This is a genomic window from Comamonas sp. Z1 (assembly GCF_008121555.1).
Classification (GTDB): domain Bacteria; phylum Pseudomonadota; class Gammaproteobacteria; order Burkholderiales; family Burkholderiaceae_C; genus Comamonas; species Comamonas thiooxydans.
This window is the reverse complement of the sequence record NZ_VOQT01000001.1, coordinates 752,003-775,957: the sequence shown is the minus strand read 5'-3', so window position 1 is coordinate 775,957 and position 23,955 is coordinate 752,003. Positions and strand designations below refer to the sequence as shown.

General features: G+C 60.3%; 18 protein-coding genes and 1 pseudogene. 9 read left to right on the top strand and 10 right to left on the bottom strand.

Going from position 1 to position 23,955, the window contains the following annotated elements:
• Positions 1–120, top strand: a pseudogene (locus tag FSY45_RS03395) (IS5/IS1182 family transposase); the annotation flags it as partial.
• On the opposite strand, the gene FSY45_RS03390 reads toward FSY45_RS03395, so the two are convergent.
• Positions 117–1,742: a sensor histidine kinase gene (locus FSY45_RS03390; protein ID WP_255443181.1), complete on the bottom strand. Its 1,626-nt coding sequence runs from the start codon at positions 1,740–1,742 to the stop codon at positions 117–119. The pseudogene FSY45_RS03395 and the gene FSY45_RS03390 overlap by 4 nt on opposite strands.
• Positions 1,743–1,906: 164 nt before the next feature.
• Entirely contained in the window at positions 1,907–2,737 is an 831-nt protein-coding gene (locus tag FSY45_RS03385) for a helix-turn-helix domain-containing protein (RefSeq protein ID WP_003063310.1), read from the bottom strand.
• A 363-nt stretch (positions 2,738–3,100) separates the two neighbouring features.
• Between FSY45_RS03385 and FSY45_RS03380 the strand changes: the two genes are divergently transcribed.
• The 6 genes from FSY45_RS03380 to bamE all read left to right on the top strand — a co-directional run bounded on the left by FSY45_RS03380 (position 3,101) and on the right by bamE (position 12,613).
• Complete coding sequence (locus FSY45_RS03380) at positions 3,101–6,916, top strand: tandem-95 repeat protein (protein WP_148747915.1); 3,816 nt, start codon at positions 3,101–3,103, stop codon at positions 6,914–6,916.
• 62 nt (positions 6,917–6,978) lie between these two features.
• A complete protein-coding gene (locus FSY45_RS28160) occupies positions 6,979–7,113 on the top strand; it encodes a hypothetical protein (protein WP_255443180.1) in 135 nt (44 codons plus the stop codon).
• 118 nt (positions 7,114–7,231) lie between these two features.
• Positions 7,232–8,611 carry a TolC family outer membrane protein gene (locus FSY45_RS03375; RefSeq protein WP_223305623.1) on the top strand — a complete coding sequence of 460 codons (1,380 nt, stop codon included), beginning with the start codon at positions 7,232–7,234 and terminating at the stop codon, positions 8,609–8,611.
• On the top strand, positions 8,608–10,875 hold the full coding sequence (locus FSY45_RS03370) for a type I secretion system permease/ATPase (RefSeq protein WP_046460616.1): 2,268 nt from the start codon (positions 8,608–8,610) through the stop codon (positions 10,873–10,875). Before FSY45_RS03375 ends, FSY45_RS03370 begins: the two co-directional genes overlap by 4 nt.
• Positions 10,876–10,952: 77 nt before the next feature.
• Entirely contained in the window at positions 10,953–12,128 is a 1,176-nt protein-coding gene (locus FSY45_RS03365) for an HlyD family efflux transporter periplasmic adaptor subunit (RefSeq protein ID WP_370512835.1), read from the top strand.
• 44 nt (positions 12,129–12,172) lie between these two features.
• Positions 12,173–12,613 carry an outer membrane protein assembly factor BamE gene (bamE, locus tag FSY45_RS03360; RefSeq protein WP_100086435.1) on the top strand — a complete coding sequence of 147 codons (441 nt, stop codon included), beginning with the start codon at positions 12,173–12,175 and terminating at the stop codon, positions 12,611–12,613.
• 497 nt (positions 12,614–13,110) lie between these two features.
• On the opposite strand, the gene FSY45_RS03355 is transcribed toward bamE, so the two are convergent.
• The 7 genes from FSY45_RS03355 to FSY45_RS03325 all read right to left on the bottom strand — a co-directional run bounded on the left by FSY45_RS03355 (position 13,111) and on the right by FSY45_RS03325 (position 20,485).
• Complete coding sequence (locus FSY45_RS03355; RefSeq protein WP_080554245.1) at positions 13,111–13,455, bottom strand: DUF4148 domain-containing protein; 345 nt, start codon at positions 13,453–13,455, stop codon at positions 13,111–13,113.
• Between the two features lie 278 nt (positions 13,456–13,733).
• Positions 13,734–14,828 carry a porin gene (locus FSY45_RS03350; protein ID WP_046460617.1) on the bottom strand — a complete coding sequence of 365 codons (1,095 nt, stop codon included), beginning with the start codon at positions 14,826–14,828 and terminating at the stop codon, positions 13,734–13,736.
• 107 nt (positions 14,829–14,935) lie between these two features.
• A complete protein-coding gene (locus FSY45_RS03345; protein WP_046460618.1) occupies positions 14,936–15,739 on the bottom strand; it encodes a CoxG family protein in 804 nt (267 codons plus the stop codon).
• A complete protein-coding gene (locus FSY45_RS03340) occupies positions 15,729–16,208 on the bottom strand; it encodes a (2Fe-2S)-binding protein (protein WP_046460619.1) in 480 nt (159 codons plus the stop codon). The genes FSY45_RS03345 and FSY45_RS03340 overlap by 11 nt, the downstream gene beginning before the upstream one ends.
• A complete protein-coding gene (locus FSY45_RS03335) occupies positions 16,205–17,086 on the bottom strand; it encodes a xanthine dehydrogenase family protein subunit M (protein ID WP_046460620.1) in 882 nt (293 codons plus the stop codon). Before FSY45_RS03335 ends, FSY45_RS03340 begins: the two co-directional genes overlap by 4 nt.
• Positions 17,079–19,385, bottom strand: coding sequence for a xanthine dehydrogenase family protein molybdopterin-binding subunit (locus FSY45_RS03330; RefSeq protein ID WP_046460621.1), 2,307 nt, complete (start codon positions 19,383–19,385; stop codon positions 17,079–17,081). The genes FSY45_RS03335 and FSY45_RS03330 overlap by 8 nt, the downstream gene beginning before the upstream one ends.
• A gap of 116 nt (positions 19,386–19,501) precedes the next feature.
• Entirely contained in the window at positions 19,502–20,485 is a 984-nt protein-coding gene (locus FSY45_RS03325) for a tripartite tricarboxylate transporter substrate binding protein (protein ID WP_034356671.1), read from the bottom strand.
• Between the two features lie 176 nt (positions 20,486–20,661).
• Here FSY45_RS03325 and FSY45_RS03320 point away from each other — a divergent pair, with 176 nt between their 5' ends.
• Complete coding sequence (locus FSY45_RS03320; RefSeq protein WP_046460622.1) at positions 20,662–21,186, top strand: MarR family winged helix-turn-helix transcriptional regulator; 525 nt, start codon at positions 20,662–20,664, stop codon at positions 21,184–21,186.
• Between the two features lie 480 nt (positions 21,187–21,666).
• On the opposite strand, the gene FSY45_RS03315 is transcribed toward FSY45_RS03320, so the two are convergent.
• A complete protein-coding gene (locus FSY45_RS03315) occupies positions 21,667–22,839 on the bottom strand; it encodes an FAD-dependent monooxygenase (protein ID WP_046460623.1) in 1,173 nt (390 codons plus the stop codon).
• A gap of 143 nt (positions 22,840–22,982) precedes the next feature.
• On the opposite strand from FSY45_RS03315, the gene FSY45_RS03310 reads away from it, so the two are divergent.
• Entirely contained in the window at positions 22,983–23,954 is a 972-nt protein-coding gene (locus FSY45_RS03310) for an AraC family transcriptional regulator (protein ID WP_046460624.1), read from the top strand.
• The last annotated feature ends 1 nt before the right edge of the window (position 23,955 follow it).

The following is a 23,955-nucleotide window of genomic DNA, read 5'->3' as shown; positions in this document are numbered from 1 at the left end:
TGGTTTGCAGGCTTTGGCAAGCTGCGCATTCGCTTTGAAAGGCGACTGGACATCCACGAAGCGTTGCTGAAACTGGCCGCTGCGATCATCTGTGCACGCTTCGTGGATCGGTGGTGTTAGCCGCTCTTACCTTGCAGCTTCAGGTCAATGCTTCCGTCGAATGTAAATTTCGCAGCGTTGGACAAGAGGTTGAGTACAGCCTGTTGCAGGCGCTTTCCGTCCAAGTAGATATGCACGGGCAGCGTGCTCTGTATTTGCAGTGAGAACTTATTGCGTTGACGCTGGGCCAGCGCATGAGCGTACTTGGTGAGTTCATCCAGCAGAGAGCTTAGATCTACCAACTGCTCATTCAATGCCAAAGGAGGCTGCAACTCATCTTTGGCATAGTCCACCAATTCGTCGATCAATGCCAATTGATAAGTAGCGCTTCTTTCAACTGCGGCCAATTTATCTATGTCAACTTTGCTCGGGGACAGGTGCATCAGTTGTAGATAGGCAATGATCGCGGAGACTGGCGCTCGCAAATCATGACTGACATAGGCGAGCAGCTCCTTTTGCTCCAACGAACGTTGCTCAGCTTGTTCCAGAGCCTCTTTAAGAGCGCGAGTTTTGTACTTGACCTCATGCTCAAGGCGTTCTTGCTGCTGGCTTTGCCATTGGAGCAATGTGCGCTGTGCCTGGTGACGTTGGTGGGAATGCTGATAGGCCCAGCTGGTGATGACGAACAGACCGACCGTCAAGGCGGGCAGTACAAGCGCATATTGCTCGAAGAGCTGAACCAGCGCGATGTTTGGTATCAAGAGAGCAACGGCGCGCAGCAATGCACAGCATGCCAAGACAGATACGAGCAGCAAAGCTGTCAGGCTGCCAGGCCCTCCACTACGATGATAGATGTATGTGCAAGCCAGAATTGCTAGCAGACTCAGTGGTGCAACGATGATGCCAGTTGGGGCAAACCAGTCATAAGGCCCAAATAAAGCACCGATGAGAACAATGCTCTCTAAGAGGGCAACGACCTTGAGCAGGATTACTCCTGCTGAGGGTACATAGTTCTGGGTTTTTTCTAATCGCGCACGCAGATATAGCAATATGCTCAGCACGATGCCAGCAACCAAAACGTGATGAGCTCGGTAGCCCCATTCTGTACTGCTGGGCCAAAGTATTGTCTGTGCATAGCCACGATAGGTAGCTTCATAGAGTGCGGTCAGCAACAGCCCCAGTGTTTGCCATCCCATCAAGGGAGATCGCAGAATTCTCCAGAGCGCCGCGGAATAGACTACGAACACCAGTATGCTGCCAATCAGAAGTCCGCTGAACAACGCATAGTCACGCTCCACCCTATGCCATTGATTCACTGTATGCAGCGTGACTTTCAACTTACTTGACGCGTGACTATTGACGTGAACAAGTACACGCACCTTCTCTCCTGGCGCGAGATTTATGGCGATCTGGGGTACTCGATTGAGCGACTCGTTTGGGTCGCTGATTCCCGCCAGGGTTCGACTTGCACGAACTTGACCTTCCTGTATGCGTACAACATAAAAAGTCACGTGTTGCAGCCAACTCACCCCCAAAGCCAGTTGCACTGATTGAGGGGTGTTTAGATCGTTGTGCAGTGCCAGCCTGAGCCACAGATGTGTCATATCGAATCGCCCTTCAAGCGCCTTGGCTGTAACGGTATGGAATCCGTCAATCTCATTGCTAGGAAGGGCTGCCACCTGTAGTGGTGCTTCGTTTGCCATACCTCGCTCCCAGACCTCGACTGTTTTGTCCAGGACCGGAAGGCCGAGAGCTACATCGCTGATCTGAATTCGAGGGGGCGCAGACGCTTCAAGTGCGCTCGCATTGATTGCCCACCATAGAAATATGCTGCAGAGCAGACGAACATAGCTCGATGTGCATTGCCTCATGGTTTTGGACTCATGTATGAGCGCCGAAAAGATGATGGGGTACACCCAAAATAGGAATGAAAGGCTGACGAGAAATTAGCAGCGCTGGAAAATCCTACTGCTGCCGCAACTTCCTCTATATGCATGGCAGAGCTAGCAAGCATGCGTTGAGCTTCGTGAAGGCGAGTCTCCCGGATGAACTTGTAAACCGTGCTGCCCGTGTGAGCCTGGAAGACGCGTGTTAAGCGCTTTTCATTGGTGCCTAATTTGGAGGCTAATTCAGGCAGAGTAGGAACCTTGGACAAATCGGAAAGCACCAACTGCTGGGCTGCTCGCAGCAACGTTAAATTGTGATCAATGCTCAGTGTTTCCGTTATTCGCTCAAGAGCGGGGACTGACGGTTGCGGATCTGGTAAAGCGCGAACATCTTGATATGGCATTCCTTGGCGTTTCGCCAAAGCCAAGTGGATTTCCACACGCGCTAAAACTTCATTGATGTCGAACGGCTTTGGGATGTAGTCCACAGCACCTAACTGCAACCCCATTAAACGCTCTTTGGGGGAGGCACAAGAAGTCACAAAGATCACGGGAATGCCTGCTGTGGACGGATCTGCCTTTAATAGTCTGCAGGCGGCAAATCCATCTACGCTGCCCATATTTACGTCCAATAGGATTAGTTCAAATTGCTGAGTAGTGGCACGGCGATAGCCCTGCATGGCGTCCATGGCGACCGAAAGGCGATAGCCATTACTTCGAAGCAGTTCCAGCAGGATTTTCAGTTCAGTCACGTTGTCGTCGATGACGAGGATTCGTTCACTCGAAGGGCCTGCAGGTGACCAGTAAGACACGGCAACAATCCGAAGTTAGATGGTTATTTTGAAAAACTATGGATTGTGAAGATGATTTTTAACGGCGTGTTACGTTTTGGAGCCGGGGCTCACGTAGATGCACCTAATCTGACGTTTGTTTACAAGTTTTTCCGAATTTCAAAAGCAAATTCCTGTTTTTAAACATTGCTGTGATTGGGTGAATGTCTGTTGAGAGCGAAATTGACATTTGTTTTGAATCGTTGTCTGGTAGGCAGATGGAATGTTCGCTTTTTCAAAAGCGTTCCAGATCGCTAACTCCTAGCATTCGCGAGCATTTGGCATTGAGCACCCCAAGGTAGAGGGTTCAGAACTTTGCCAAGGTTAGGAATCAAGGAGAAGTTCATGGAAGCCGTATACAAGTCTGGTGGAAAAGTCGCCTCTACAGAGCAAGGCCTGGTTTTAGATAAGCCTTCTGCAGTCATCCTCAAAGTTGCTCCGGAACAGATCGCCAAATCGACCCGTGTCGGTAATGATCTGGTGCTGACTTTGGTCGATGGAAAACAAATCTATGTGAACGGATTTTTCGCGCCATATGCAGAGGAAGGGCGCAACGATCTGGTCTTGGAAGATCAGCAGGGCGTGCTTTGGTGGGGCCAATATGGTGGGGCCTGGGAGGGCTTCGAGTTCACTGAGATCGAATCGAATGAGTCGGTTGCTGCGTGGCTGCCTTGGCTTGTGGGGTTGGGTCTGGGGGGGCTGGCCGTGTCGAGTGGCGGGAGCGGTGGAGGTGGCAAGAATGTCAACAATCCTCCGGAGCCCGTCGATCCCAATAAAGGGCTGAGCCCTGGTGCCCCGGGTCACGTGCCGGGGCAGGAGTTCAGCAATGGCGGTTACAAAGTCACTGTGCGCGAAGATCAGCCCTTCAATGGCAAGGTTGTGGGCAAGGATTCTGATGGTGATTCGTTGACCTACGGATTGGGCACACCGCCCGCTCATGGCACAGTGACCATCGACAAGAACACCGGCGAGTACACCTACACGCCCAACAAGGACTGGAGCGGTCCCGGCACGGACAGCTTCGAAGTGATCGTGGACGACGGCAAGGGCGGCAAGACCACCACTACAGTGACGGTCAATGTCGGAGCGGAGCAGGATGCGTACGACGACATCGAGGGCACCGGCTTTGGGAAGTCCGTCACCGTCGACGTGTTGGGCAATGACAAGTTCGCAGGCCACAACGTCACGATCACGCAGGTCAATGGCAAGGCCATCACCGAAGGCGGTGCAGCGGTGGCCCTGACCGACGGCAGCGGCAGCGTCAAGCTGGTGGGTGGCCAACTGGAGTTCACGCCCAAGGCGGGCTTTGTGGGTGACGCCAAGTTCAGCTACACAGCGCAGACCGATGGCGGCACGCCCGAGCAGGCCAATGTCACGGTGACCGTGGCAGCCAATCAGCTGCCTGAGCCGACCGACCCCAACGAAGGCCTGAACCCCGGCGATCCCGGCTATGTGCCGAACCAGAAGTTCGACCCGAGCACCGGCAACTATGAGCTGACCACGCCCGAGGACACACCGGTCAGCGGCAAGGTCGTGGGCACCGATGTGGACGGCGATACGCTGACCTACACCGAAGGCTCGCCGCCCCAGCATGGCACGGTGACCATTGACCCGAACACGGGCGAGTACATCTATACGCCCGGCAAGGACTACAACGGCAGCGACAGCTTCACCGTGGTGGTGGACGATGGACAGGGCGGCAAGGTCACCAGCACCGTGAACATCACGGTCACCCCGGTCAACGACGAGCCCGTGCCCGTGGACCCCAACGAAGGCCTGAACCCCGGCGATCCCGGCTATGTGCCGAACCAGAAGTTCGACCCGAGCACCGGCAACTATGAGCTGACCACGCCCGAGGACACACCGGTCAGCGGCAAGGTCGTGGGCACCGATGTGGACGGCGATACGCTGACCTACACCGAAGGCTCGCCGCCCCAGCATGGCACGGTGACCATTGACCCGAACACGGGCGAGTACATCTATACGCCCGGCAAGGACTACAACGGCAGCGACAGCTTCACCGTGGTGGTGGACGATGGACAGGGCGGCAAGGTCACCAGCACCGTGAACATCACGGTCACCCCGGTCAACGACGAGCCCGTGTTCGTGAATCCGTCAGACGATACGCCGGTATTGGGCTACACCTTTGAGTACGACGAGAACAGTGTCGCAGGCAAGGTGCTGGGCCAGGTGAAGGCTACCGATATCGACAGCGATTCGGTGACATACAGCATTGACGACCCCAAAGGCTGGTATGCGATTGATGCGGTGACCGGCGAGATCACGCTGACGGCAGCTGGAGCTGCTTCGGATGCCAATGACTACGAGAAGGGGGGCAATGTCCAGCAGATCAAGGTGGTGGCGACTGATACCGAAGGTGGCAAGACCGAGATCACTGTCACGCTCAAGGAGCGGGATCTGAACGACAACGCGCCCGTGTGGACCAAGGACACTGCGGTTACTGTGTCGGAAGAGGGCTTGCTTGACGGCGCGCAGACGGACCCAGCGAATCCAAAACCGGCGGCGGTGACGGGCACGATCGAGATTACTGATCCGGATACCGTTGGCACCCAGACCGTGACGTTGTCGGCTCCAACCGAGCCGCTGACCTCTGGTGGGGTAGCAGTAGTCTGGACCGGCAGCGGCACGACTGACGACCCGCTGGTTGGCAAGGCTGGCGGCAAGGTGATTATTGAAGCCAGTATTGACAATGCTGGCCATTACACCGTGACGCTGAAGGGGCCTGTGGATCATCCGAAGGGCAATGGCGAGAACTCGCTGGAGCTGAACCTGAAGGTCACTGTCAGTGATGGTGTACATACGGACACCGGCAAGCTGACTGTGACTATTGGGGACGGTATTCCCGTGGCGGAGCCGACTGCGAGTGATTATGTTCTGCCTGGACAGGACAGTAATTTGCTGCTGATGCTTGATCTGTCGGGGAGCATGAACTGGGGACAGGAAAATAACAAAAACCCTGCTCCAGGCGAGAAATCCCGTTTGCAGATCATGAAGGAGGCCGTCAGCCTCATGCTCGACTCCTATGCTGCTCTGGGCGACGTGAAGGTACGGATCGTGACCTTCCAAAACACCGCCGCTCAGGCGCGACAAACGACATGGATTGACATTGCGACGGCTAAGTCGATTGTTAATGCCCTGACGGCCACTGGTGGTACGCCTTACAGCAAGGCGTTGGAGACCGCGATGCAGGCGTTCAATTCCGCAGGAAAGATTGATGGCGGCAAGAACATCGCTTACTTCCTGACGGATGGTGAGCCGACCGCTAGCTATGAGATTGATGCGGCGAGGGAAGCGCTCTGGAAGACATTCGTGGACGCTAATGAGATCAACTCCATGGCGTTTGGTATTGGCCCCGCTGCGCCGACGGGACCGATTGACCCTATTGCCTATGACGGTCGTGATGGAGGGAGTGAGGCAGGCGCCACCCCGGTGCCAGACATCAAGGATCTGCCCCCTATCCTGCGCGACTCGGTGGGCGTGAACACCAAAGGCAGTGTGACCAGCGGTGGATTGCTTGGCGAGTCGGAGTGGGGAGCTGATGGCGGCAGCGTGGATTCGATCACGGTCAATGGCCGCGTCTACCACGCCGATGGCACGGTGACCGGCGGTCCTTCGAATGGCACCTGGAACAGCACTACCCACACCTGGACCATTAATACCGAGGGTGCGAGCGGAGATGTCAAAAAGGGAGGCAAGCTGGTCATCGATATGGATGACGGAAGCTACACCTATGTACCGCCGCTGATTGCCACGGGCAGCACGCATGTCGAACAAATCGGCTTTGTGCTGGTTGACGGGGACGGCGATAAGGCCGGTTCGGATCTGACCTTGACGGTCCATCCTGCAGGCACGGTATTGCCATCTCCGGCTCCGATGGCGTTTGCCATGAGCGCTGGCCTGGATCTGGAGCATCTCGATGCCCTGCATACGGATGCGGACGAGCCTGCCGCGCTGCCTGCGCTGCACGATGTGCTGCAGCCCCAAAGCGAGGTGGGCGAGGCTGGCGGCAACATCGCCGGCCTGGGTTCGGCAGATGCGCCTGCTGCACCCACAGCACCTGTAGCAGCGGCGCAGGACCTGGCCTTGTATATGCCAGCTCCGCTGCCCGAGGAGGAGCTGCACCAGCCGGTGCATGTCTGATGTTTCATCAAACCTGATAGCTGCTAGTGCCTGAGATACGCCGTTTCAAGTATGAGAAATGCTTGAAACGGCGTGCTGTGCGCGCTGCCAGCTATATACGCGATAGCAATCAGAAGAACAAACAGTCTGTGTCGCTGGCCTGGGTGCTGCGATGTGGAGTGGTGATCGCGGCAGCGCGCCGTGATGCCAAGCTGTGAAACAGCAACACGACTTACGCAAATCAGGTTCAGGTACCTGCTTCGCCTCAAGGAAGCGGTCCTGGCGAATCCCGATCTGCGTAAGTCCCCAGCGATAGAGATAGCGATAGCGATGGATATGTTGATCAAGTCCCCACTTCCTGTGCCTTCCATGCGCCAGGCCGCCGCAGCGGTCGCGCTGGTCTGCGCGATGGGTGCAGCCCATGCCGCAGAGCCTGCAAGCCAGGCCAGGCCGGGCCTGACCATGGATATGCGTGCAGCGGTGCAGGCGGCTGTGGCATGGCACCCTGCCGTGCGTACGGCGCAGGGGCAGTTGCTGGGGGCGGACGAGGGCGTGGCTTCGGCCCGCGCCGGTTATTACCCGCAGGTCAAGGGTGGGTTGGGGGCGCAGGTGAATAACCGGGATGTCTACCCCTATACCTCGCGACGTGTCTATGACGCCAGCGTTTCGGTGTCGCAGATGCTGTACGACTTTGGCAAGGTGGACAGTGCCGTGAAGCAGGCCGAGGCCAGCATCGAGGTTGCCCAGGCACAGGTGTATCTGTCCACCGACGATGTAGCTCGTGAAGCCGCGCAAGCCTGGGTGGAGTTGCGTCGCCAGCAGTCCATGGCGGCGATTGCACAAGATCAGCTCAAGGGAGTGGGCGCGCTGGCCGAGCTGGCGCGTGAGCGTCAGGCCAAGGGCGCGAGCACCCGTTCGGATTTCATGCAGGCGCAGTCTCGCATGGATGGCGCGCGCGGCCAAGTGATCAATTACGAGGCGCAGGCGCGCCGTTGGCAAGCGCGGCTGATGGCTCTGACCGGGTTGCAGACCCCACCTACAGTGGGTGAGGCGAATGCAGAAAAAGGCGGGGTGCCCGATGCTCTGCCCCAGGCCTGCGACGCCGCGCAGGTGCAGCCCACGGCAGCGGTGCGCCGGGCCCATGGACAGCGGGCGCAGGCCCAGGCCGAATTGAAGGCAGCCGATGCGCAACTCATGCCCACGCTGTCGGTGGATGGCTCGGCCTCGCGCGGGTTGAACGCTGCCTCGCGTCCGGCAGGTTATCCGGATGTGGACATGCGCGTGATGTTCAATGTCTCGGCACCGCTGTTCGAAGGTGGGCGCAACCAGGCACGCCAGCGCGCGGCCGGCCATGCGCTGGAGGCCGCCGACGCGGCAGTGGCCAACGCCGAGTTCCAGGCGCGTCAGTCGCTGCGCGACGCGCAGGACCAGAGCCTGGGTCTGTTGGAGCGTCAGCCAGTGGTTGACCAGCGTATCGCCAGCATCCGCATCACGCGCGATCTGTACCGTGAGCAGTATCTGCAGCTGGGTACACGCTCGCTGCTGGATCTGCTCAACGCTGAGCAGGAATACCACGGCGCGCGCTTTGAACAGGTGGATAGCGCCCATGACCTGCAGCGGCTGGCTGTGGAGTGTTGGTACCAGAGCGGGCGGTTGGCCGATGAGTTCGCGCTGGATACCCGGCTGCGTGACCGGGGCCAGGGAGTGATGCGATGAACGACGCGATGAACCAGGTAGCTGCCGAGCAGGCAAGCGCCAAGCAATTGCCGCCATTGATGCAGGGCTGGCTGGACGCCGTGCTGGCAGTGGCAGCGCATTACCAGATCGATACCTCGCGCGAGCGTCTGCGTGTGGACGCAGCCTGGGCGGCCGATGGCATGTCTAGCGAGGATTTACGCCACTGCATGCGCCAGATGGCCCAGCAGGCAGGTCTTGCCGTGACCGAGGTAGCTCCAGACCTGACGCGGTTGACGGCCTGGCGTCTACCCGTGGCCGTGCAGCTGCGCGGCGGGCAGGTGGCTGTCGTCACGGCTCTGACCGAGGGCGGCTTGCGCCTGCTGCTGAGCGGCGACGAGGGCGGAGAGAGCACGCACACGCTGGCCGAGCTGCAGCCCGAGGTGGAGGCCATGGTGGTGCTGCGTCCGTTGCGGTCGGCTCCCGATTCACGCGTGGACAGCTACCTGCGCCCTGTGGAGCGTCACTGGCTGCGCGACATCGTGTTTGCCGATCTGCGACCTTATGGCCATATTCTGCTGGCTTCGTTCATCACCAATCTGATGGCCTTGGGCGGCATTCTGTTTTCCATGCAGGTCTATGACCGCGTGGTGCCGTCCCAGTCCGAGCCTACGCTGTATGTGCTGTTCGGCGGTGTGCTGCTGTCCATTGCGTTTGCCTGGGCCATGCGCGCTGCGCGCATGCACATTACCGACATGCTGGGCAAGCGGGCAGACCTGCGCATTTCGGACCGCGTCTTCGGTCATGCGCTGCGCGTGAAGAACAGCGCCCGTCCGCGCGCCACAGGAACCTTTGTGGCCCAGATCCGTGAGCTGGAGCCGGTGCGGGAGATGTTGACTTCCACCACGGCAGCGGCCGTGGCCGACCTGCCGTTCTTTCTGCTGTTCTGCTTCATCTTCTGGATGATTGCGGGCTCGCTGGTGTGGGTGCCGCTGGCGGCCTTTGTGCTGCTGCTGGCGCCCAGCCTGCTGGCCCAAAAGCGTCTGCGCAAGCTGGCTCAGGCCAGCATGCGCGAATCGGCGCTGCGCAATGCCATGCTGGTGGAGACGGTGCAGGGCATTGAGGACATCAAGCTGCTGCAGGCCGAGCCGCGCTTTCAGAATCAGTGGAATCACTACAACGTCGTGAATGCCGAGTCGGGTCTGAAGCTGCGGGCATTGCTGCATCATCTGAGCAACTGGATGCAGACGGTGCAGGGCAGTGCTTTCGCCTTTGTGGTGTTCTTTGGCGCTCCCCAGGTGATGCGCGGCGAGATGAGCACAGGCGTGCTGGTTGCCTCTTCCATTCTGGTCAGCCGCATGCTGGCGCCCTTGTCCAGCGTGACCGGTGTGCTCAATCGCTGGCAGCAGGCCAAGATGGCCAGCGATGGGCTGGACCAGCTCATGCACCTGCCCGTGGACCACGCCGAAGACGGCAGCCGCGTCCACCGCCCTGTCATCGAGGGGCGCTACGACTTCAGCGAAGCCGTGTTCAGCTACGACGGCAAGACCCCGGCACTGCAGGTCAAGAAGCTGCAGATCGCAGCCGGTGAGCGCATCGCCATCCTGGGGCGCAACGGAGCGGGCAAGTCGACGCTGCTGCAGGCGCTGTCGGGTCTGACCGAGTCCGTGAGCGGGCGCCTGCTGTTGGACGACGTGGCTCTGGCACACATAGACCCGGCCGACGTGCGCCGCGATATAGGCCTGCTGACGCAGAATGCCCGCCTGTTCTACGGTTCGTTGCGCGAGAACCTGCTGTTGGGCGCTCCTCATGCCAGCGATGTGGAACTGATGACTGCGCTGCTGGACGCTGGCGCCTGGTCCTTCGTGCAGACACTGCCAACGGGGCTGGATCACATGGTCATGGAAGGGGGCTTGGGCTTGTCGGGTGGGCAGCGCCAGAGCCTGTTGCTGGCGCGCTTGCTGTTGCGCCAGCCACGAGTGCTGCTGCTGGATGAGCCTACGGCAGCGTTGGACGATGTGGCCGAACGCGATGTGATCGCCCGGTTGCGCAAGCTTGCACCAGGGCGCACTCTGGTCGTGGCCACGCACCGGCCCGCTGTGTTGCAGGCGGTGGACAAGATCATTGTCGTGGACAAGGGCCAGGTGGTGTTGCAGGGTGCGCGCGATGAGGTGCTCAAGCGCCTGAATGGCGGTGTCCAACTGGCAGCCCCGCAGCAGAATGTTCGCGTCATGCAGAGCGGGCGCATGAAGGTCGCGGTGCAGCCGGTGAAAAGGCTGGCCTCTGCAGAGGAGGGGCAGGAATGACGGAGACAGCAGTGCCCGGTGATACATCGAAGGCCACATCTACAACAACATCCGCGATGACTGCTGAGTCCGCGCCCATGCTTTCACCCATGCCCGAGTCTGCGCGTCGGCGCGCGGCCATGCCGGCCATAGACGACTTCGACGAGGTACGCGCAAGCCACTCGGATCGCGTGGTGTGGCTGGTCACGGCCTTTGTGCTGGCCTTTCTGGCCTGGGCCTGGTTCTTCGAGATTGACGAAGTGTCCAACGGCGGTGGCAAGGTGATTCCATCCTCGCGCGAGCAGCGCATCCAGTCTCTGGAGGGCGATATCGTGGAGAAGGGTCAGGTGCTGGCCAAGCTGGAACCTACGCGTGGTGAATCCAGTGTGGAGGAGACGGCGGCCCGCTACCGCGCAGCCTTGGCCGCCAGCGTACGTCTGCGCGCAGAGGTTGAAGGGCGCGACAACCTGCAGTTTCCTCAGGAGCTGGATGGTCATGCACAGCTCAAGGCTTCGGAGAGCGCGCTGTTCCGTTCACGCCGCGCGGCGTTGAGCGATACAGTGGCTGGTCTGAACCAGGCGCTGGCATTGGTGCGCAAGGAACTGGGCATCACCCAGTCGCTGCAAGCCAGCGGTGCTGCCAGCAGCGTCGAACTCATCCGCTTGCAGCGCCAGGGAGCAGAACTGGAGCTGAAGATCGCCGAGGCCCGTTCTGGCTACATGGTGCGCAGCCGCGAAGAACTTGCCAAGGCTGATGCGGAGGCGAAGTCCCTGTCTTCAGTGGTGCGTGGGCGTGCGGATTCACTGGATCGCCTGACACTGCAGTCGCCTGTGCGAGGCGTGGTCAAGAGCTTGCAGGTCACTACCATCGGCGGCGTGGTGCCGCCCAACGGCCTGCTGATGGCCTTGGTACCTCTCGATGATCAATTGCTAGTGGAAGCCCATATCTCCCCGCGCGACATTGCCTTCATTCGCCCCGGACAGGAGGCTCTGGTCAAGGTGACGGCCTACGACTACGCGGTCTATGGCGGCCTCAAGGGCCAGGTGGTGACGATTGCCCCGGATACCCAGCGCGACGAGGTCAAGCCCGAAATTGTCTATTACCCGGTTCTGGTGCGCACCGACTCGGATGTGCTTGTGAACAAGGCCGGCCAGCGCATGCCCATTGTGCCGGGCATGGTGGCAGCCACCGATATCCGCACGGGCCGCAAGACCGTCTGGGACTATTTGACCAAGCCGCTGAACAAGGCGCGCGAGGCCTTGCGTGAGCGCTGAAGCCCTGCAGCGCGTGACTTTCGATTTTGATGAAAGAGGATGCCATGAGCATGTTTGAATCTACCTTCCGCCTTTCCACTCTGGTACTGGCTGCGGCCGCTTGCTTCGCCATGCCGGCCGTGGCTCGTGACAATCCGGAGGATGCTGTCAGCAATCCCGACACGCTGCAGTATTCCGACGTCAATATGCGCTATGCCGACATGAAGAAGGACTTCGTCCGCGACGGCGTGCTGGCAGAGCAGCTCGAGGGTATTCGCGCCATCCAGCCTGGCATGGCCCAGGACAAGGTGAAGCAGACATTGGGCGCGCCTCTGACGCAAACTACAGGCCAGAGAGGCCAAGAGTGGGACTACAACTTCAAGCTCCGTCAAGCGCAATCCGGTAACCTGCTGGTGTGCCAGTACAAAGTGGTGTTCGATGAGGCCGGAGCCGTACGCGAGTCTGTCTGGCGCCGCCGGCAATGCCAGCAACTGATGCAGCGCTGAGGCGCTGTTGGAACGCTTCCAACTCCGTCAACATTTGTGTAGAGGTGTCTGGCCGGTGGCCATATATCCAGCTCTATGTGTGAGCGAGCTCGGTCACTCAATAAGCATCAGCGAAGCCAAGTACTTCATCTGTACGGCGCGCTGCAGAGCCAAGGCTGATGACTGCGGGATCTATCGTTCTGCGACGTCGGCAGAGGCGCTCAAGCGCGTGATCACCGGTATCCGGAGCATGTGAACTGCGCTTTGCCAATTGAAGGGCACTGTCTGTTGCTCGCCCGCCCCTCTGTCGGTTGGTCTTCAAGAACGGCTCAGGAGGCGGCGTCTGTGGGGGCGATGATCAATTGAAGGAAGCGGATAAAGGCTTGGATTGGGTGATGCCAGAAATCCAAGCATTGACCATCGCAACTCGGCCGGCAGCATGGGGCAGTTGCTGCCGGTGGCCAGATCAAGCATGCCGGTCAAGGAAGACCGGCGCTCCAACAAGGCCTCTATAGGTCTCAGCGAGCGATGGACTGCATACGAGTTTCCCGTGCTGCTGGAGATTCGCGCAGCAATTCGTTAATCACTTCTTCGCGTGTTTTGCCGGGACCTGCAGGGGGTGCAAAGTTGGGGAAACTGCTTTCTCCATACGACAGGCGACCGTTCTTCATCGCATCTGCAGTTTCGGCCCTGACTTGATCACGCGTCTTCTGGCTCACGAAATGTTCGGGGTGAATAGTCACGCCTTGCTCGTTATTGGCTGGGTGTTCATAGGCTGCCGAAGCCATCCTCGGCATGGCTAGTACAGCTACTGCTGCTGCGCTTGCAAATACGGACGCGATGGAGAGACGACGTTGAGACATGGTGGGAGCTCCTAAGAAAGTCGGTGAAACACAATCTCCCAGGCCTTGATAGAGGTAAGGAGGAGATGTGTGGATCTTAGAAATCCGACCCCAACAGAAGCGGGACAGCGCGGTGACATTGTTGTCAGCTTCTTCTCATGCCGACCTGGACTGCCCTTGGGCAAGTAGATATGTCCGGTCTATGTTGTTGAACGAGCCCCGCTTGGGGGACTGTCACTTCTTCTGAAAAGCGGGTGCAGGCCACCAGGCTACCCGCACCCGCTGTATTGGCTCCGGCTTTAGAACGTATGGCGCAGACCCATGCCAAAGCCAGTCTGGTTGACGCCTGGCAACGGTGTTCCACCAGCTTGAGCGCTGCTTGCTCCAAAGGCCGCATTGCCGCTGTTCTTCATATAGCCCAGCGAGGCATAGGCCGCAGTGCGCTTGGACAGGTTGTAAGTACCGCGCAGTACCAGCAACTGACCCTTGTCCGCGTTGTCCTTGTACTTGAGCTGGTTGTACTGGGCGTCCACGGTCCATTGTCCAATGGGGTAGGTCACACCCACAAACCACAGGTCGTTGCGCGGCGATGCGATATAGCCGTCATTCTTGCGGCGCATATAGCCACCACCAATCTTGGCGCCACCAAGCTTCACATAGCCGTTGAGCATGGTGCGCTTGTCGATTTTGTCGCTGCTGGTCAGCCCCGCAAAGGCTCCGGGGCCGCCGCGCAGCTCGTCATGCGCCAGCGCTGCCCCCCATGCCGCGGTGTCGTACTTGAGCATGGCCGACCATTCGCGGCAGGTCTTGGAGTCGGTGCTGCTTTCACCCGCGCAGTTGGTACCGCCGGGGCTGGGGCCCGCATTGACGGCATCGCGGCCGAAGCTATAGGTTGCGCCGACCGTCAGGCCCGAGAACGTGCCTTTGTAGGAGATCGCATTGTCGGCACGTGCATTGGGAAAGTAGTTGTCCAGACTGGCCATGCTGTGCAGGCTCGGGCCGATCACGTCAGCGTCGAGTACGGACCAGAACAGCATGGTGTATTGACGGCCCAGCCCCAGCGATCCCCAGGGGCCGTTGAGGCTGACGAAGGACTGGCGGCCGAAACCGCGACCGCCCTGGTTGAGAGCTCCGCTGTCGGGGCCGATACCCATCTCCAGCGTGAAGGATGCGCTCAATCCGCCTCCCAGATCCTCGCGGCCGCGAAAGCCCAGGCGCGATGGAACGCTGCCCGTCAGATTGGGCATGCGTGTGAGGCTGGATTGGGTTGCGCCCACGTTGTTCATGGTTTCGACGGCCGTGTCCATGATGCCGTAAATCTGTACGGACGATTGTGCGTGTGCCAATCCTCCCACCCCCAGAAGCGCAATGGCGCTCGCTACCTTCTTCAGCATGAATGTCTCCAATTTTTAATGTCGTTCAGTATTTTTTGCATGCGTGGCTTGATGTGATGGAGCTATTGAGTCGTGAGCCTCCTTGCTGGTCGGTGCAAAAACAGTGCTTACTTGTGCAGAGACTGGAGCCATTCCCGGCATTCGGATGCAGATGTGGCAGGCCACTCGACACAGATCGTCTTGTCCATCTGACGCACTTCTACGCGTATGACCTGGCCGGCGCGGCGTGCATTGCGGGTACCTCCGAAGATACGGGCCCACCAGCCGACTTCGCTGTATGTGTCCTGTGTCGAGGCTGTGATGGCTGCTTCCATCTGTCCCTGCGGTACTACGCTAGAGGAGATGGTCGATGCGGCGACAGGTTTGATCTCAGGGCTCGCGACAGCTTGCTTGGCCAATGAAGGCATGGTGGGCGCTGTCGAGGGGCTGGCGGAGGAATGTGGTGCGGCATCAACGATCAAGCCACCAGCCTCGATGCGAGCAGCCAGATTGCTGCCAAACTCTTCCCAGAGACGGTCGGCCTTGGTTTTCATGACCGACAGGCCGAAGGCGCCCAGGCGGCCCAGCACGTCGACATTGACCTTGATCCGTAGATCGGTGCCGCCGTTGGCAGCAGGCGTCAGGAACACTTCGCTAGTCTGCTTGAGCGAACTGGCCACCGAGGCATCCTCGCCGGTGCCTTCCACGCGCATGTATTCCGGAGCCTTCTGCTCGACGATCCTGGTCTTGAGCTTGAACTTGGCGCTGATGAAGGAAATCTTCTGGTGCATCTCCGCCACGTATTCCGTGGGGCTGATGACCTCGATGGACTTCATCCCGGGAACGGCGCCGGCCATGATCTGGGGATTGAGGAGCAGATCCCAGACCTGCTGGGGAGGGGCTGAAACGGTCAGGGTTTTTTCAATTTCCATGATGCATCTCCTGTGCCGCATGCAGCACGGATTCGACGATTTGGGTGTAGCCGGTGCAACGGCAGAGATTGCCGCTGAGGCCGTGGCGAACTTCCTCGCAGCTGGGCTGGGGCGTGTTCTTGAGCAGGTCGCAGGAGGCCATGATGAAACCCGGCGTGCAGTAGCCGCATTGCAGGCCGCCACACTGCATGAAGTTCTTCTGCAGGGGGTGCAGCTGGTCGTTGGCGCCCAGCCCTTCGATGGTGGTGATGCTGCGCCCGTGAACCTGCACGGCCAGCATCAGACAGGATTTGATGACTTCACCGTCCAGCAGCACCGAGCAGGCGCCGCAGGTTCCGGTCTCGCAACCTCGTTTGGTGCCGGTCAGATGCAGGTCGTCCCGCAGGAAATCCGATAGCAGTCGCCGTGATGCGACTTCGGCGCTGTGCGATTCGCCGTTGACCTGGCATTCGATGCGATGCGTGCTCATGCGGCAACTCCTTCATTGATATCGATTCCGAACAGCGTGGACACCGTGCGGCGAGTCACCGCGCGCACCATGGCGCGGCGGAACTCGCTGCTGCCGCGCAGGTCGGAGACCGGCTGGATGTCCTCGGCCACGATGGCGGCGACCTGCGCAGCAAGCTGCGCATTCACGGTCTTGCCGCGCAAGCAGTCTTCGGCACGGCGCAGCCTGGTGGGAATGGGCGTGGATGCGCCCACAGCCAGACGTGCCTGGTGACATATCTGCCCTTCTCTTTGCACGACCAGGGCCACGCTGACCAGGGGGCGGTGCTCTGCTGCCGTGCGCAGAAAGCGCGTGTATTCCCCCTGAGTGCCGGGCGCCTGCAGCGGCACCCGGATTTCCAGCAGTAGCTCATCGCTCTCCATGGCCGTGGTGTAGTAGTCGACCAGGAACTCTTCCATCGACAACACGCGTTCTCCGCGTGTGCTGCCCAGAACGACCGAGGCGTCGAGGGCCATCAGACAGCCGGGCGGGTCCGTGGATGGGTCGGCATAACAGAGATTGCCGCCAATCGTGCCCTGGTTACGCACCTGTGGATTGGCCACCTGGGCGGCCATCCGGGCCAGCACCGGGGCATGCGCTTTCACGAGCTCGGAGCGAGCCACATCGATGTGGCGGCTCATGGCCCCGATACGCAGACCTTGGTGCGGATCGAAATCGATGCCATGCAGCCGGGGCAGCCTCGCCACCGAGATCAGGTGCGTGGGCGCAAGCATGCGTTGGCGCATGGCCAGCATCAGCGCCGACCCGCCCGCGATGATGCGTGCATCGTCACCGTACTCGGCAAGCATCTGGCTGGCCTCTGCAACCGAGCGGGGCTCCGCAAAATCAAATTCACGCATGGCTTGCTCCTTGCCGCTGCTTGTCGCGCAATGCAGCCAGCACTTTTTCCGGGGTGATGGGCAGATCGGTGATGCGCACGCCAATCGCGTCATAGACGGCGTTGGCTATGGCTGGCGCGCCGGGCAGGATGGCTGTTTCGCTGGCACCCTTGGCGCCATAGGGGCCGTTGGGATCGTTGGATTCCACAAGGCCGCCGCGCAGCATGGGAACCGCATCGGCGGTGGCCATGTTGTAGTCCGCGAAATTGCCGTTCGCCAGGCGCCCGCCCTCGTAGTGCAACTGCTCATACAGCGTCCAGCCTATGGCCTGAACGGTGGCGCCATTGGTCTGGCCGTGAATCGCAGTGGGGTTGAGCGCCTTGCCGCAGTCGTCGGCGACATAGCTGTCGATGACGCTGACCTGGCCGGTTTCGATATCCACTTCAACTTCAACGGCCTGGGCGGCGTAGGAGTAGGCAGCGGCGATATTGCCGTAGAGCTTGTCGTCATGCATGACGGTCTTGGGGTCCCAGGTCCCGGCGACCTGGATACCACCTCCACCATGGCGCCAGATATGCTGGCGCGCCAGCTCGGCCACGGTGCTGCGGCGTTCAGGCTCCGCGCTCACATAGACGGCACCGCCTTTCAGCGTCAGCGCGTCGTGCGATGCATCCAGGCGCTCGGCAGCCAGGCTCAGCAACTCTTGCCGCGCCTTGCGCGCGGCGATGATGGCCGCGTTGCCGCCCGACATGGTGACGCGTGAAGCCAGAGTGCCCACGGCCACCGGTGCGACATCGGTGTCGGGCGCAAGCACATGAATATCAGCCAGAGGCAGGTCCAGTTCATGGGCCACGATCTGGCTGAGCATGGTGCTCGCCCCCTGGCCCATATCGCATTCACCGCTGATGAGGAAGACTCGACCGTCCTCATTGATCTTGATGAACAGCGTCGATCCATCCCAGTTGCCGATGGTGCGGTTGCCGCTCACATGCATGGCCGCTGCCATGCCCACGCCGCGGCGCTTGATGCCGCTGGCCTTGACGCGTTGGCGTTTGCTTGCCCAACCTATGGCCTCGGTTGCCATGTCTATGCACTCCAGCAGTCCTGTGCTGCCGATATGCCAGCCGTGAATCGAGACATCACCGGCCTTGAGCGCGTTGATCTTGTGCACCTGTACAGGGTCCAGGCCCAGTTTCTCCGCCATGGTGTGGATATGGCTGTTGAGCGCAAACTGCATCTGGGTTCCGCCAAAGCCCCGGAAGGCACCGCGTGGCGGATTGTTGGTGTAGTACAGCGTTGCTTCAGAACGCACATTGGGATTGCGGTGCATGTTGTCGCTGCGCATGGCACTGACGTGCATCACATCACCGGCAAGGCCTGCATATGCACCGCATTCGGCAATGATGCGAACCTGCTTGGCGACAATGCTGCCGTCCTTGAGCATGCCCAGCTTGAGGGTGATGCGCTCGGGCACGCTGGCACATGCGGCCTGGAAGTCCTCCAGGCGGTTGTTGACCAGCCGCACCGGACGTCGGGTATGCAGAGCCAGCAGGCCGGCAAGCAACTGGTTGTCGTCCTCCACGATCTTGCCGCCGAAGCCACCTCCGGTCGCGGCCTGAATCACGCGCACGCGGGAAATGGGCAGGCCAAGGGTCATGGCCACCTGCATGCGCACCAGATTCACTGCCTGGGTCGAGGTATAGAGCACAAGCCGGCCATCGGGGTCCAGCGAGGCCACCGTAGCCATGGGCTCCATATAGCCGGGGTATTGAGAATGCGTGGTGTAGGTGGCTTCGTGAATCAGATCCGCAGCGGCAAAACCTGCCTCCACGTCACCGCGCTCGAACTGGATATGGTGGCCCACATTGTTGCGCCCTGGATGGATGCCGAAGGCCTCCTCGTCCATGGCTTCCTCGGGCGTCAGAATGGCCGGCAGTTCTTCATATTCCACCCGAATCAGATCCAGCGCGTCGCGTGCGATCTCTTCGGAAACAGCGGCCACGGCGGCCACCTCTTCGCCGCAATAACGCACCACGCCTTTGGCCAGGACGGCGCGCTCCTTGTGATGCGCCCCCCAAAGATTGGCGGGCGCATCCTCGCCGGTCAGAACCGCCTTGACGCCAGGCAGCGCGCGCGCCTCGCTGGTGTCTATGCGAGCGATGCGCGCATGCGGGTAAGGGCTGCGCAGAACCTTGCCATGCAGCATGCCGGCAAGCTTGAGATCTCCTGCGTAGATGGCTCGGCCAAGCACTTTTGCCTTGGCTGTCACCTGTGGAGTGTTCATGCCCAGCGTGGATCGAGATGAAAGAGCAGATGTCATATCCGTACCTCGCAGCGGAAGGCCCCGGGTCGCTGAGGACCAGAGGCTTGTGCCACTTCAGTCATATAGAGGTCTGTTGGAATCGCCCAGGACTGGGCCTGAACGATTCATTGGTGTCACTCGGCCACGATGCCGAGTTCCTTGATGGCTTTGCCCATCACCATGTACTCGCGTTGATTGAGATCGCTGAGCACCTTGGGCGACCCGCCCGCAGGCAGGGCGCCAAAGACAGCCAGTTTTTCCACGACTTCGGGCTCACGCAAAATGGCATTGAGGTGCTCGTTGAGCAGATTGATTACCGCTGCCGGAGTCTTTTTCGGCGCGAAGAAGCCGTTCCAGGCGCTGACCACCACATCCTTGTAGCCCAGCTCGGTCAATGTCGGAACGGCAGGTGCCAGCGATGAGCGCTTGGTATCGCCGATGGCCAGCGCCACCAGCTTGCCGGAGTCCAGATACTGGCGCACAGGCCCGAAAGTGACCCAGGCAGTATCGACATGGCCGGCCACGACATCGGTCACCGAGGGGCCGACGCCGCGGTATGGAACATGGGACAGCTTGACGCCAGCGGCCTTGTTCAGCCATTCGCCGGCGATGTGCATGGGCGAGCCGGCGCCGGGGCTGGCATAGGAGACGGTGGCGCCACTCTTGGCCCTGGCAATCAGCTCGGGCAGGTTTTTGACACCGAGCTTGGGGCTCGTGACCAGCACCAGGGGCTGGGTGGCGGTGTTGATGATGGCTTCGTAGCCGTTGAGTACGTCGTAGGCTGCAGCGCCCGACAGCTTCATGACCAGGGGGGCGGTGGTGAAGGGGTTGGGAGTGAACAGCAATGTGTAGCCATCGGAGCGTGCACGCCCCACCATGCCGTTGCCTATCGCCCCGCCGGCACCCGGGCGGTTGTCGATCAGCACTGTCTGCTTGAGCCTGTGACTGAGCTTGTCGGCAAAGAGGCGGGCGATTGCATCGGTATCCCCGCCCGGCGGGTAGGACACGATCACCGTGATGGGCTTGCTGGGGTAACTCTCTTCGGCAAGTACCGGCTGCGCAAGCAGCGTGCCGCAGGCAAGAGCGGTAAAGCAAAACTGGCGTCTATCAACTGACATGGTCGCCTCTCCTTGGGCCGTGGGTATAAATCTCGGTGCGATATTTTTGATTCAATAGTGAAACAATGAATCGCAAAAGAAACAATGATCGGAGTTATACGCCTATAGTTGATCGATCAAATTGCCGTTTTCACTATTGACATTGGATTTTGTTAATCTGAGTGGAACAATGGAGCATGAACAAGAAAACGTGTGAAACGCCCTGGTCGCACTTGAACGCGCAAGGTGATGGACTGACGGTGGACGACTTCATCACCACATTGATGAGCCAGGTGGGCAATGCTCTGCGGCGCACCATTACCGTTCCGTACGCTGAGAAACACGATCTGACGGTGTCGGAATGGCGCTTGCTGGCCTTGATAGCTCACTCGAAGCGGCTGGCTTTCTCGGATCTGGTCATTCAGTCCACCTCGGACAAGGCCTTGGTGAGCCGCGCTCTCAAGCGGCTGCAAGCCAAAGGCCTGGTGGATCTACAGGGTGAAGGCAATACGCCGCGCAAGAAGATTTTTTGTCAGGTCACCGAACAGGGCGAGGCCCTGCATGCACAGGTCATGCCCTTGGCGCGTGCCAGCCAGGCTGCCGCCATTCGGGCATTGCCTGAAGAAGAGCGTAATGCCATGTACAACGCGCTGATGCGCTTGCGTGCACATTGCGAGAAAGCAGGCGCTTTGTCCGGCGAGGATGAAGCAGGTCTGGAATAGTTCCTGCGGCCCTGTGTTGGACAACCGCCAGGATGCTGTTGCAACACATATAGACGCACGAATTTCCGCATGCTGCAGGCGGGGTCATCCGCACATTACATGTGCTTCGCCGGTTGATGCGCCATTTGAGAATGAGGGCCGGGGTCCGCAACTTCCAAAGCAGCGGCCAGAAGTCACAGGCCAATACTTTCTCGCCTGGCTTCCGAGGCCGCTCGTCACCGTCCTCTGACATGTCTCGCAGGTCAGCAGCGCTTGGCGAGATCCGGATCCGCCATGGCAGATGCGCTCCCGCAGACGCCTGTCTTCTTGCTCATGGGCAGAGGCAGGCTCATGCAATGGGCCAAGCCAGGCATGGGCGGCTGCCAGCCATGCACCGTGGCTTTCCGCCAGATGCCGACAGCGCCACGATGCCCGCTCAAGACAGCACCATCGACCCCCGAAGGCGCTGCGCAGGGCAACACTGCCGGGGTGTACTGCCGTTCAGGTAGAGCAGGCAACCGGCTCGGCCGTCAAAGCAACTTGCCACGCGTCATAGCCATAGACCCAGTCGGCATTGCCTCCGGCACGCAGCCAGTTATTGCCTCGCGAGCCTATCTGGATCTGGCTGGTGCGCTGCTTGCGCATGGCCTCGTAGTTCTGCAAGGCTTGCGCAACGCCTTCGGCATCCTGCACTGCATCAAGGTTGCGGGCCAGCACCACGGCATCCTCGATAGCCATGCCGGCACCCTGGGCCATGAACGGCATCATGGGATGGCTGGCATCTCCGAGCAGCGACACTCGCCCCTGCGACCAGTGCGGCAGCGGGTCGCGCTCATACAAAGCCGTCTTGAGCACGCTGTCACACGCATCCAGCAAGGCTCGTGCATGTGGATGAAAGCCGGCATAAAAGCCGCGCAGTTCGGCCACGCTGCCCTCGGTGGTCCAGGATTCCTCATGCCAGGATGCCTGCGCCGTGGTGGCGAAGATGAAGGTGTCGCGGCCCTGATTGAGCGGAAAGGTCACGATCTGGCTGTCCGGAGTCGGTCCCCACCATTTGGTGAAGGCCCCGATATCGGGAACATGGCGCACGCGCTCGGTGGGCACCACGGTGCGAAACGCCACCACACCGGTAAAGCGTGGGCTCTCTGCGCCAAACAGGGATGTGCGCACCACCGAATGAATCCCGTCCGAGCCTATCAGCGCATCCAGTCCATCGACTCGCGCGCCGTCGGAAAATTCCACGGCAACACCGTCATCGGTTTGCACAATCCGGTTGACGCGTTTGGCGAACTTCACCTGCTCATGGGGAAAGGCATCGGCCAGCGCAGCCAGCAGGTCGGCGCGATGGATGGTGAGTTGTGGCGCACCGTATTGACGCTCGGCCTCATTGCCCATGGTCAGGCGCGATGTTTCCTCGCCGTTGTCCCAGTTGCGGCTGATACGGTGCGTCGGGCGGGCTGCCGAAGCCCGTACGGCAGCCGCAATGCCATCGCCCAGTCCGTCTAGCGCGCGTACAGCATTGGGCGTCAGATTGATGTCGGCGCCCACGCGCAGGTATTGCCGGCTCTGCTCGAACACCGTCACCTCGTGTCCGCTGCGGTGCAGCGCGTTGGCTGCGGCCAGGCCACCAATGCCGCCGCCCACAATGCCTATTTTCAATCGTGTCTTGGACATGTTTGCTCCTTGATATGGGTATGGTTTGCTCGTTCCGGGCTGCGCAGGCAGCCCGCATACGGTGCCAGCCAGTGTCGACAAGGCCGCCTGTCACGTGAAGCGCAAAGCATCCATAAAATGACACAAATCGTCCGGAATCCTCCATGAAACAAAGCAGCGACCATTTAAGCGACGTGCTGGCCATCTGCCGAGCCGAGCGCGCGGTGACGGCCAGCTTTTCATTGGGTGAGCCTTGGGCGCTGGCGTCCGAGGGAGTGCCGGGGACCATGATCCGCATCGCCCAGGGGCAGCCATACTGGCTGCAAGTACAAGGCCAGGCACCGTTGCAGGTCTTGCCTGGCGATCTGGTGGTGTTGCCGCTGGGCAGTCCGCACGTAATTGCGTCGGACCTCGCCCTGGCTCCGGTTCCGTTCGCACGCATGATCGAACGCTTTGCCCAGGGTCCGAAGGACGAGAATCCTCTGACGTTCGAGCATGGCGGAGGCGGGGCCCAGACCCGCATCGATTCGGTGCTGCTCTGGATATCGGCCTACTGCCGGCACTCCATATTGACTCTGCTGCCGCCGCTGCTGCACATACCTGCAGCGCAGGCCGCTCCACCGGCCATGCTGGGCAATATGCTGCAGACTCTGATAGAGGACTCGCTGGCGCGACGCGCCGGCTGGCGTTTGGCCGCCGCGCGCCTGGGTGAGTTGGTCCTGATCCACGTGCTCAGCAACCATTTCGCCGCACAGCAGCAGCGCGGTCAAGGCTGGGTGCGCGGCCTGGCCGATGTGCAGATTGCCCGGGCCATGGCCGCCATCCACGGCCGCCCCAGCCATGGCTGGACCTTGCAGGCTTTGGCCAGGGAGGCTGCCATGTCGCGCTCGCTCTTTGCCGAAAAATTCAAGGCGCTGGTTGGAGAATCGCCCATGGCCTATCTGCAGCAGCAGCGCATGGCTCATGCCGCCCAGCAACTGGAATCGGGTTTGCCGCTGGCCCAGATCGCCGAGGATTGCGGCTACGAGTCAGAGCGTGTTTTTGCCCGCGCCTTCAAGCGCTGGTGCGGTTTGCCACCGCGCGCCTATCAGCGCAGCACCAAGGCGCTCAGAAACGAATTTGCTGCGCTGAAATGAG

Coding starts and splice junctions, on each gene's coding strand:
- FSY45_RS03325 (WP_034356671.1), bottom strand. CDS start 20,485: ATGTCAGTTGATAGACGCCAGTTTTGCTTTACCGCTCTTGCCTGCGGC.
- FSY45_RS03365 (WP_370512835.1), top strand. CDS start 10,953: ATGCTTTCACCCATGCCCGAGTCTGCGCGTCGGCGCGCGGCCATGCCG.
- FSY45_RS03345 (WP_046460618.1), bottom strand. CDS start 15,739: ATGGAAATTGAAAAAACCCTGACCGTTTCAGCCCCTCCCCAGCAGGTC.
- FSY45_RS03375 (WP_223305623.1), top strand. CDS start 7,232: ATGTTGATCAAGTCCCCACTTCCTGTGCCTTCCATGCGCCAGGCCGCC.
- FSY45_RS03390 (WP_255443181.1), bottom strand. CDS start 1,742: ATGGCAAACGAAGCACCACTACAGGTGGCAGCCCTTCCTAGCAATGAG.
- FSY45_RS03370 (WP_046460616.1), top strand. CDS start 8,608: ATGAACGACGCGATGAACCAGGTAGCTGCCGAGCAGGCAAGCGCCAAG.
- FSY45_RS03315 (WP_046460623.1), bottom strand. CDS start 22,839: ATGTCCAAGACACGATTGAAAATAGGCATTGTGGGCGGCGGCATTGGT.
- FSY45_RS03310 (WP_046460624.1), top strand. CDS start 22,983: ATGAAACAAAGCAGCGACCATTTAAGCGACGTGCTGGCCATCTGCCGA.
- FSY45_RS03355 (WP_080554245.1), bottom strand. CDS start 13,455: ATGTCTCAACGTCGTCTCTCCATCGCGTCCGTATTTGCAAGCGCAGCA.
- FSY45_RS03380 (WP_148747915.1), top strand. CDS start 3,101: ATGGAAGCCGTATACAAGTCTGGTGGAAAAGTCGCCTCTACAGAGCAA.
- FSY45_RS03335 (WP_046460620.1), bottom strand. CDS start 17,086: ATGCGTGAATTTGATTTTGCGGAGCCCCGCTCGGTTGCAGAGGCCAGC.
- FSY45_RS03340 (WP_046460619.1), bottom strand. CDS start 16,208: ATGAGCACGCATCGCATCGAATGCCAGGTCAACGGCGAATCGCACAGC.
- FSY45_RS03330 (WP_046460621.1), bottom strand. CDS start 19,385: ATGACATCTGCTCTTTCATCTCGATCCACGCTGGGCATGAACACTCCA.
- bamE (WP_100086435.1), top strand. CDS start 12,173: ATGAGCATGTTTGAATCTACCTTCCGCCTTTCCACTCTGGTACTGGCT.
- FSY45_RS03350 (WP_046460617.1), bottom strand. CDS start 14,828: ATGCTGAAGAAGGTAGCGAGCGCCATTGCGCTTCTGGGGGTGGGAGGA.
- FSY45_RS03320 (WP_046460622.1), top strand. CDS start 20,662: ATGAACAAGAAAACGTGTGAAACGCCCTGGTCGCACTTGAACGCGCAA.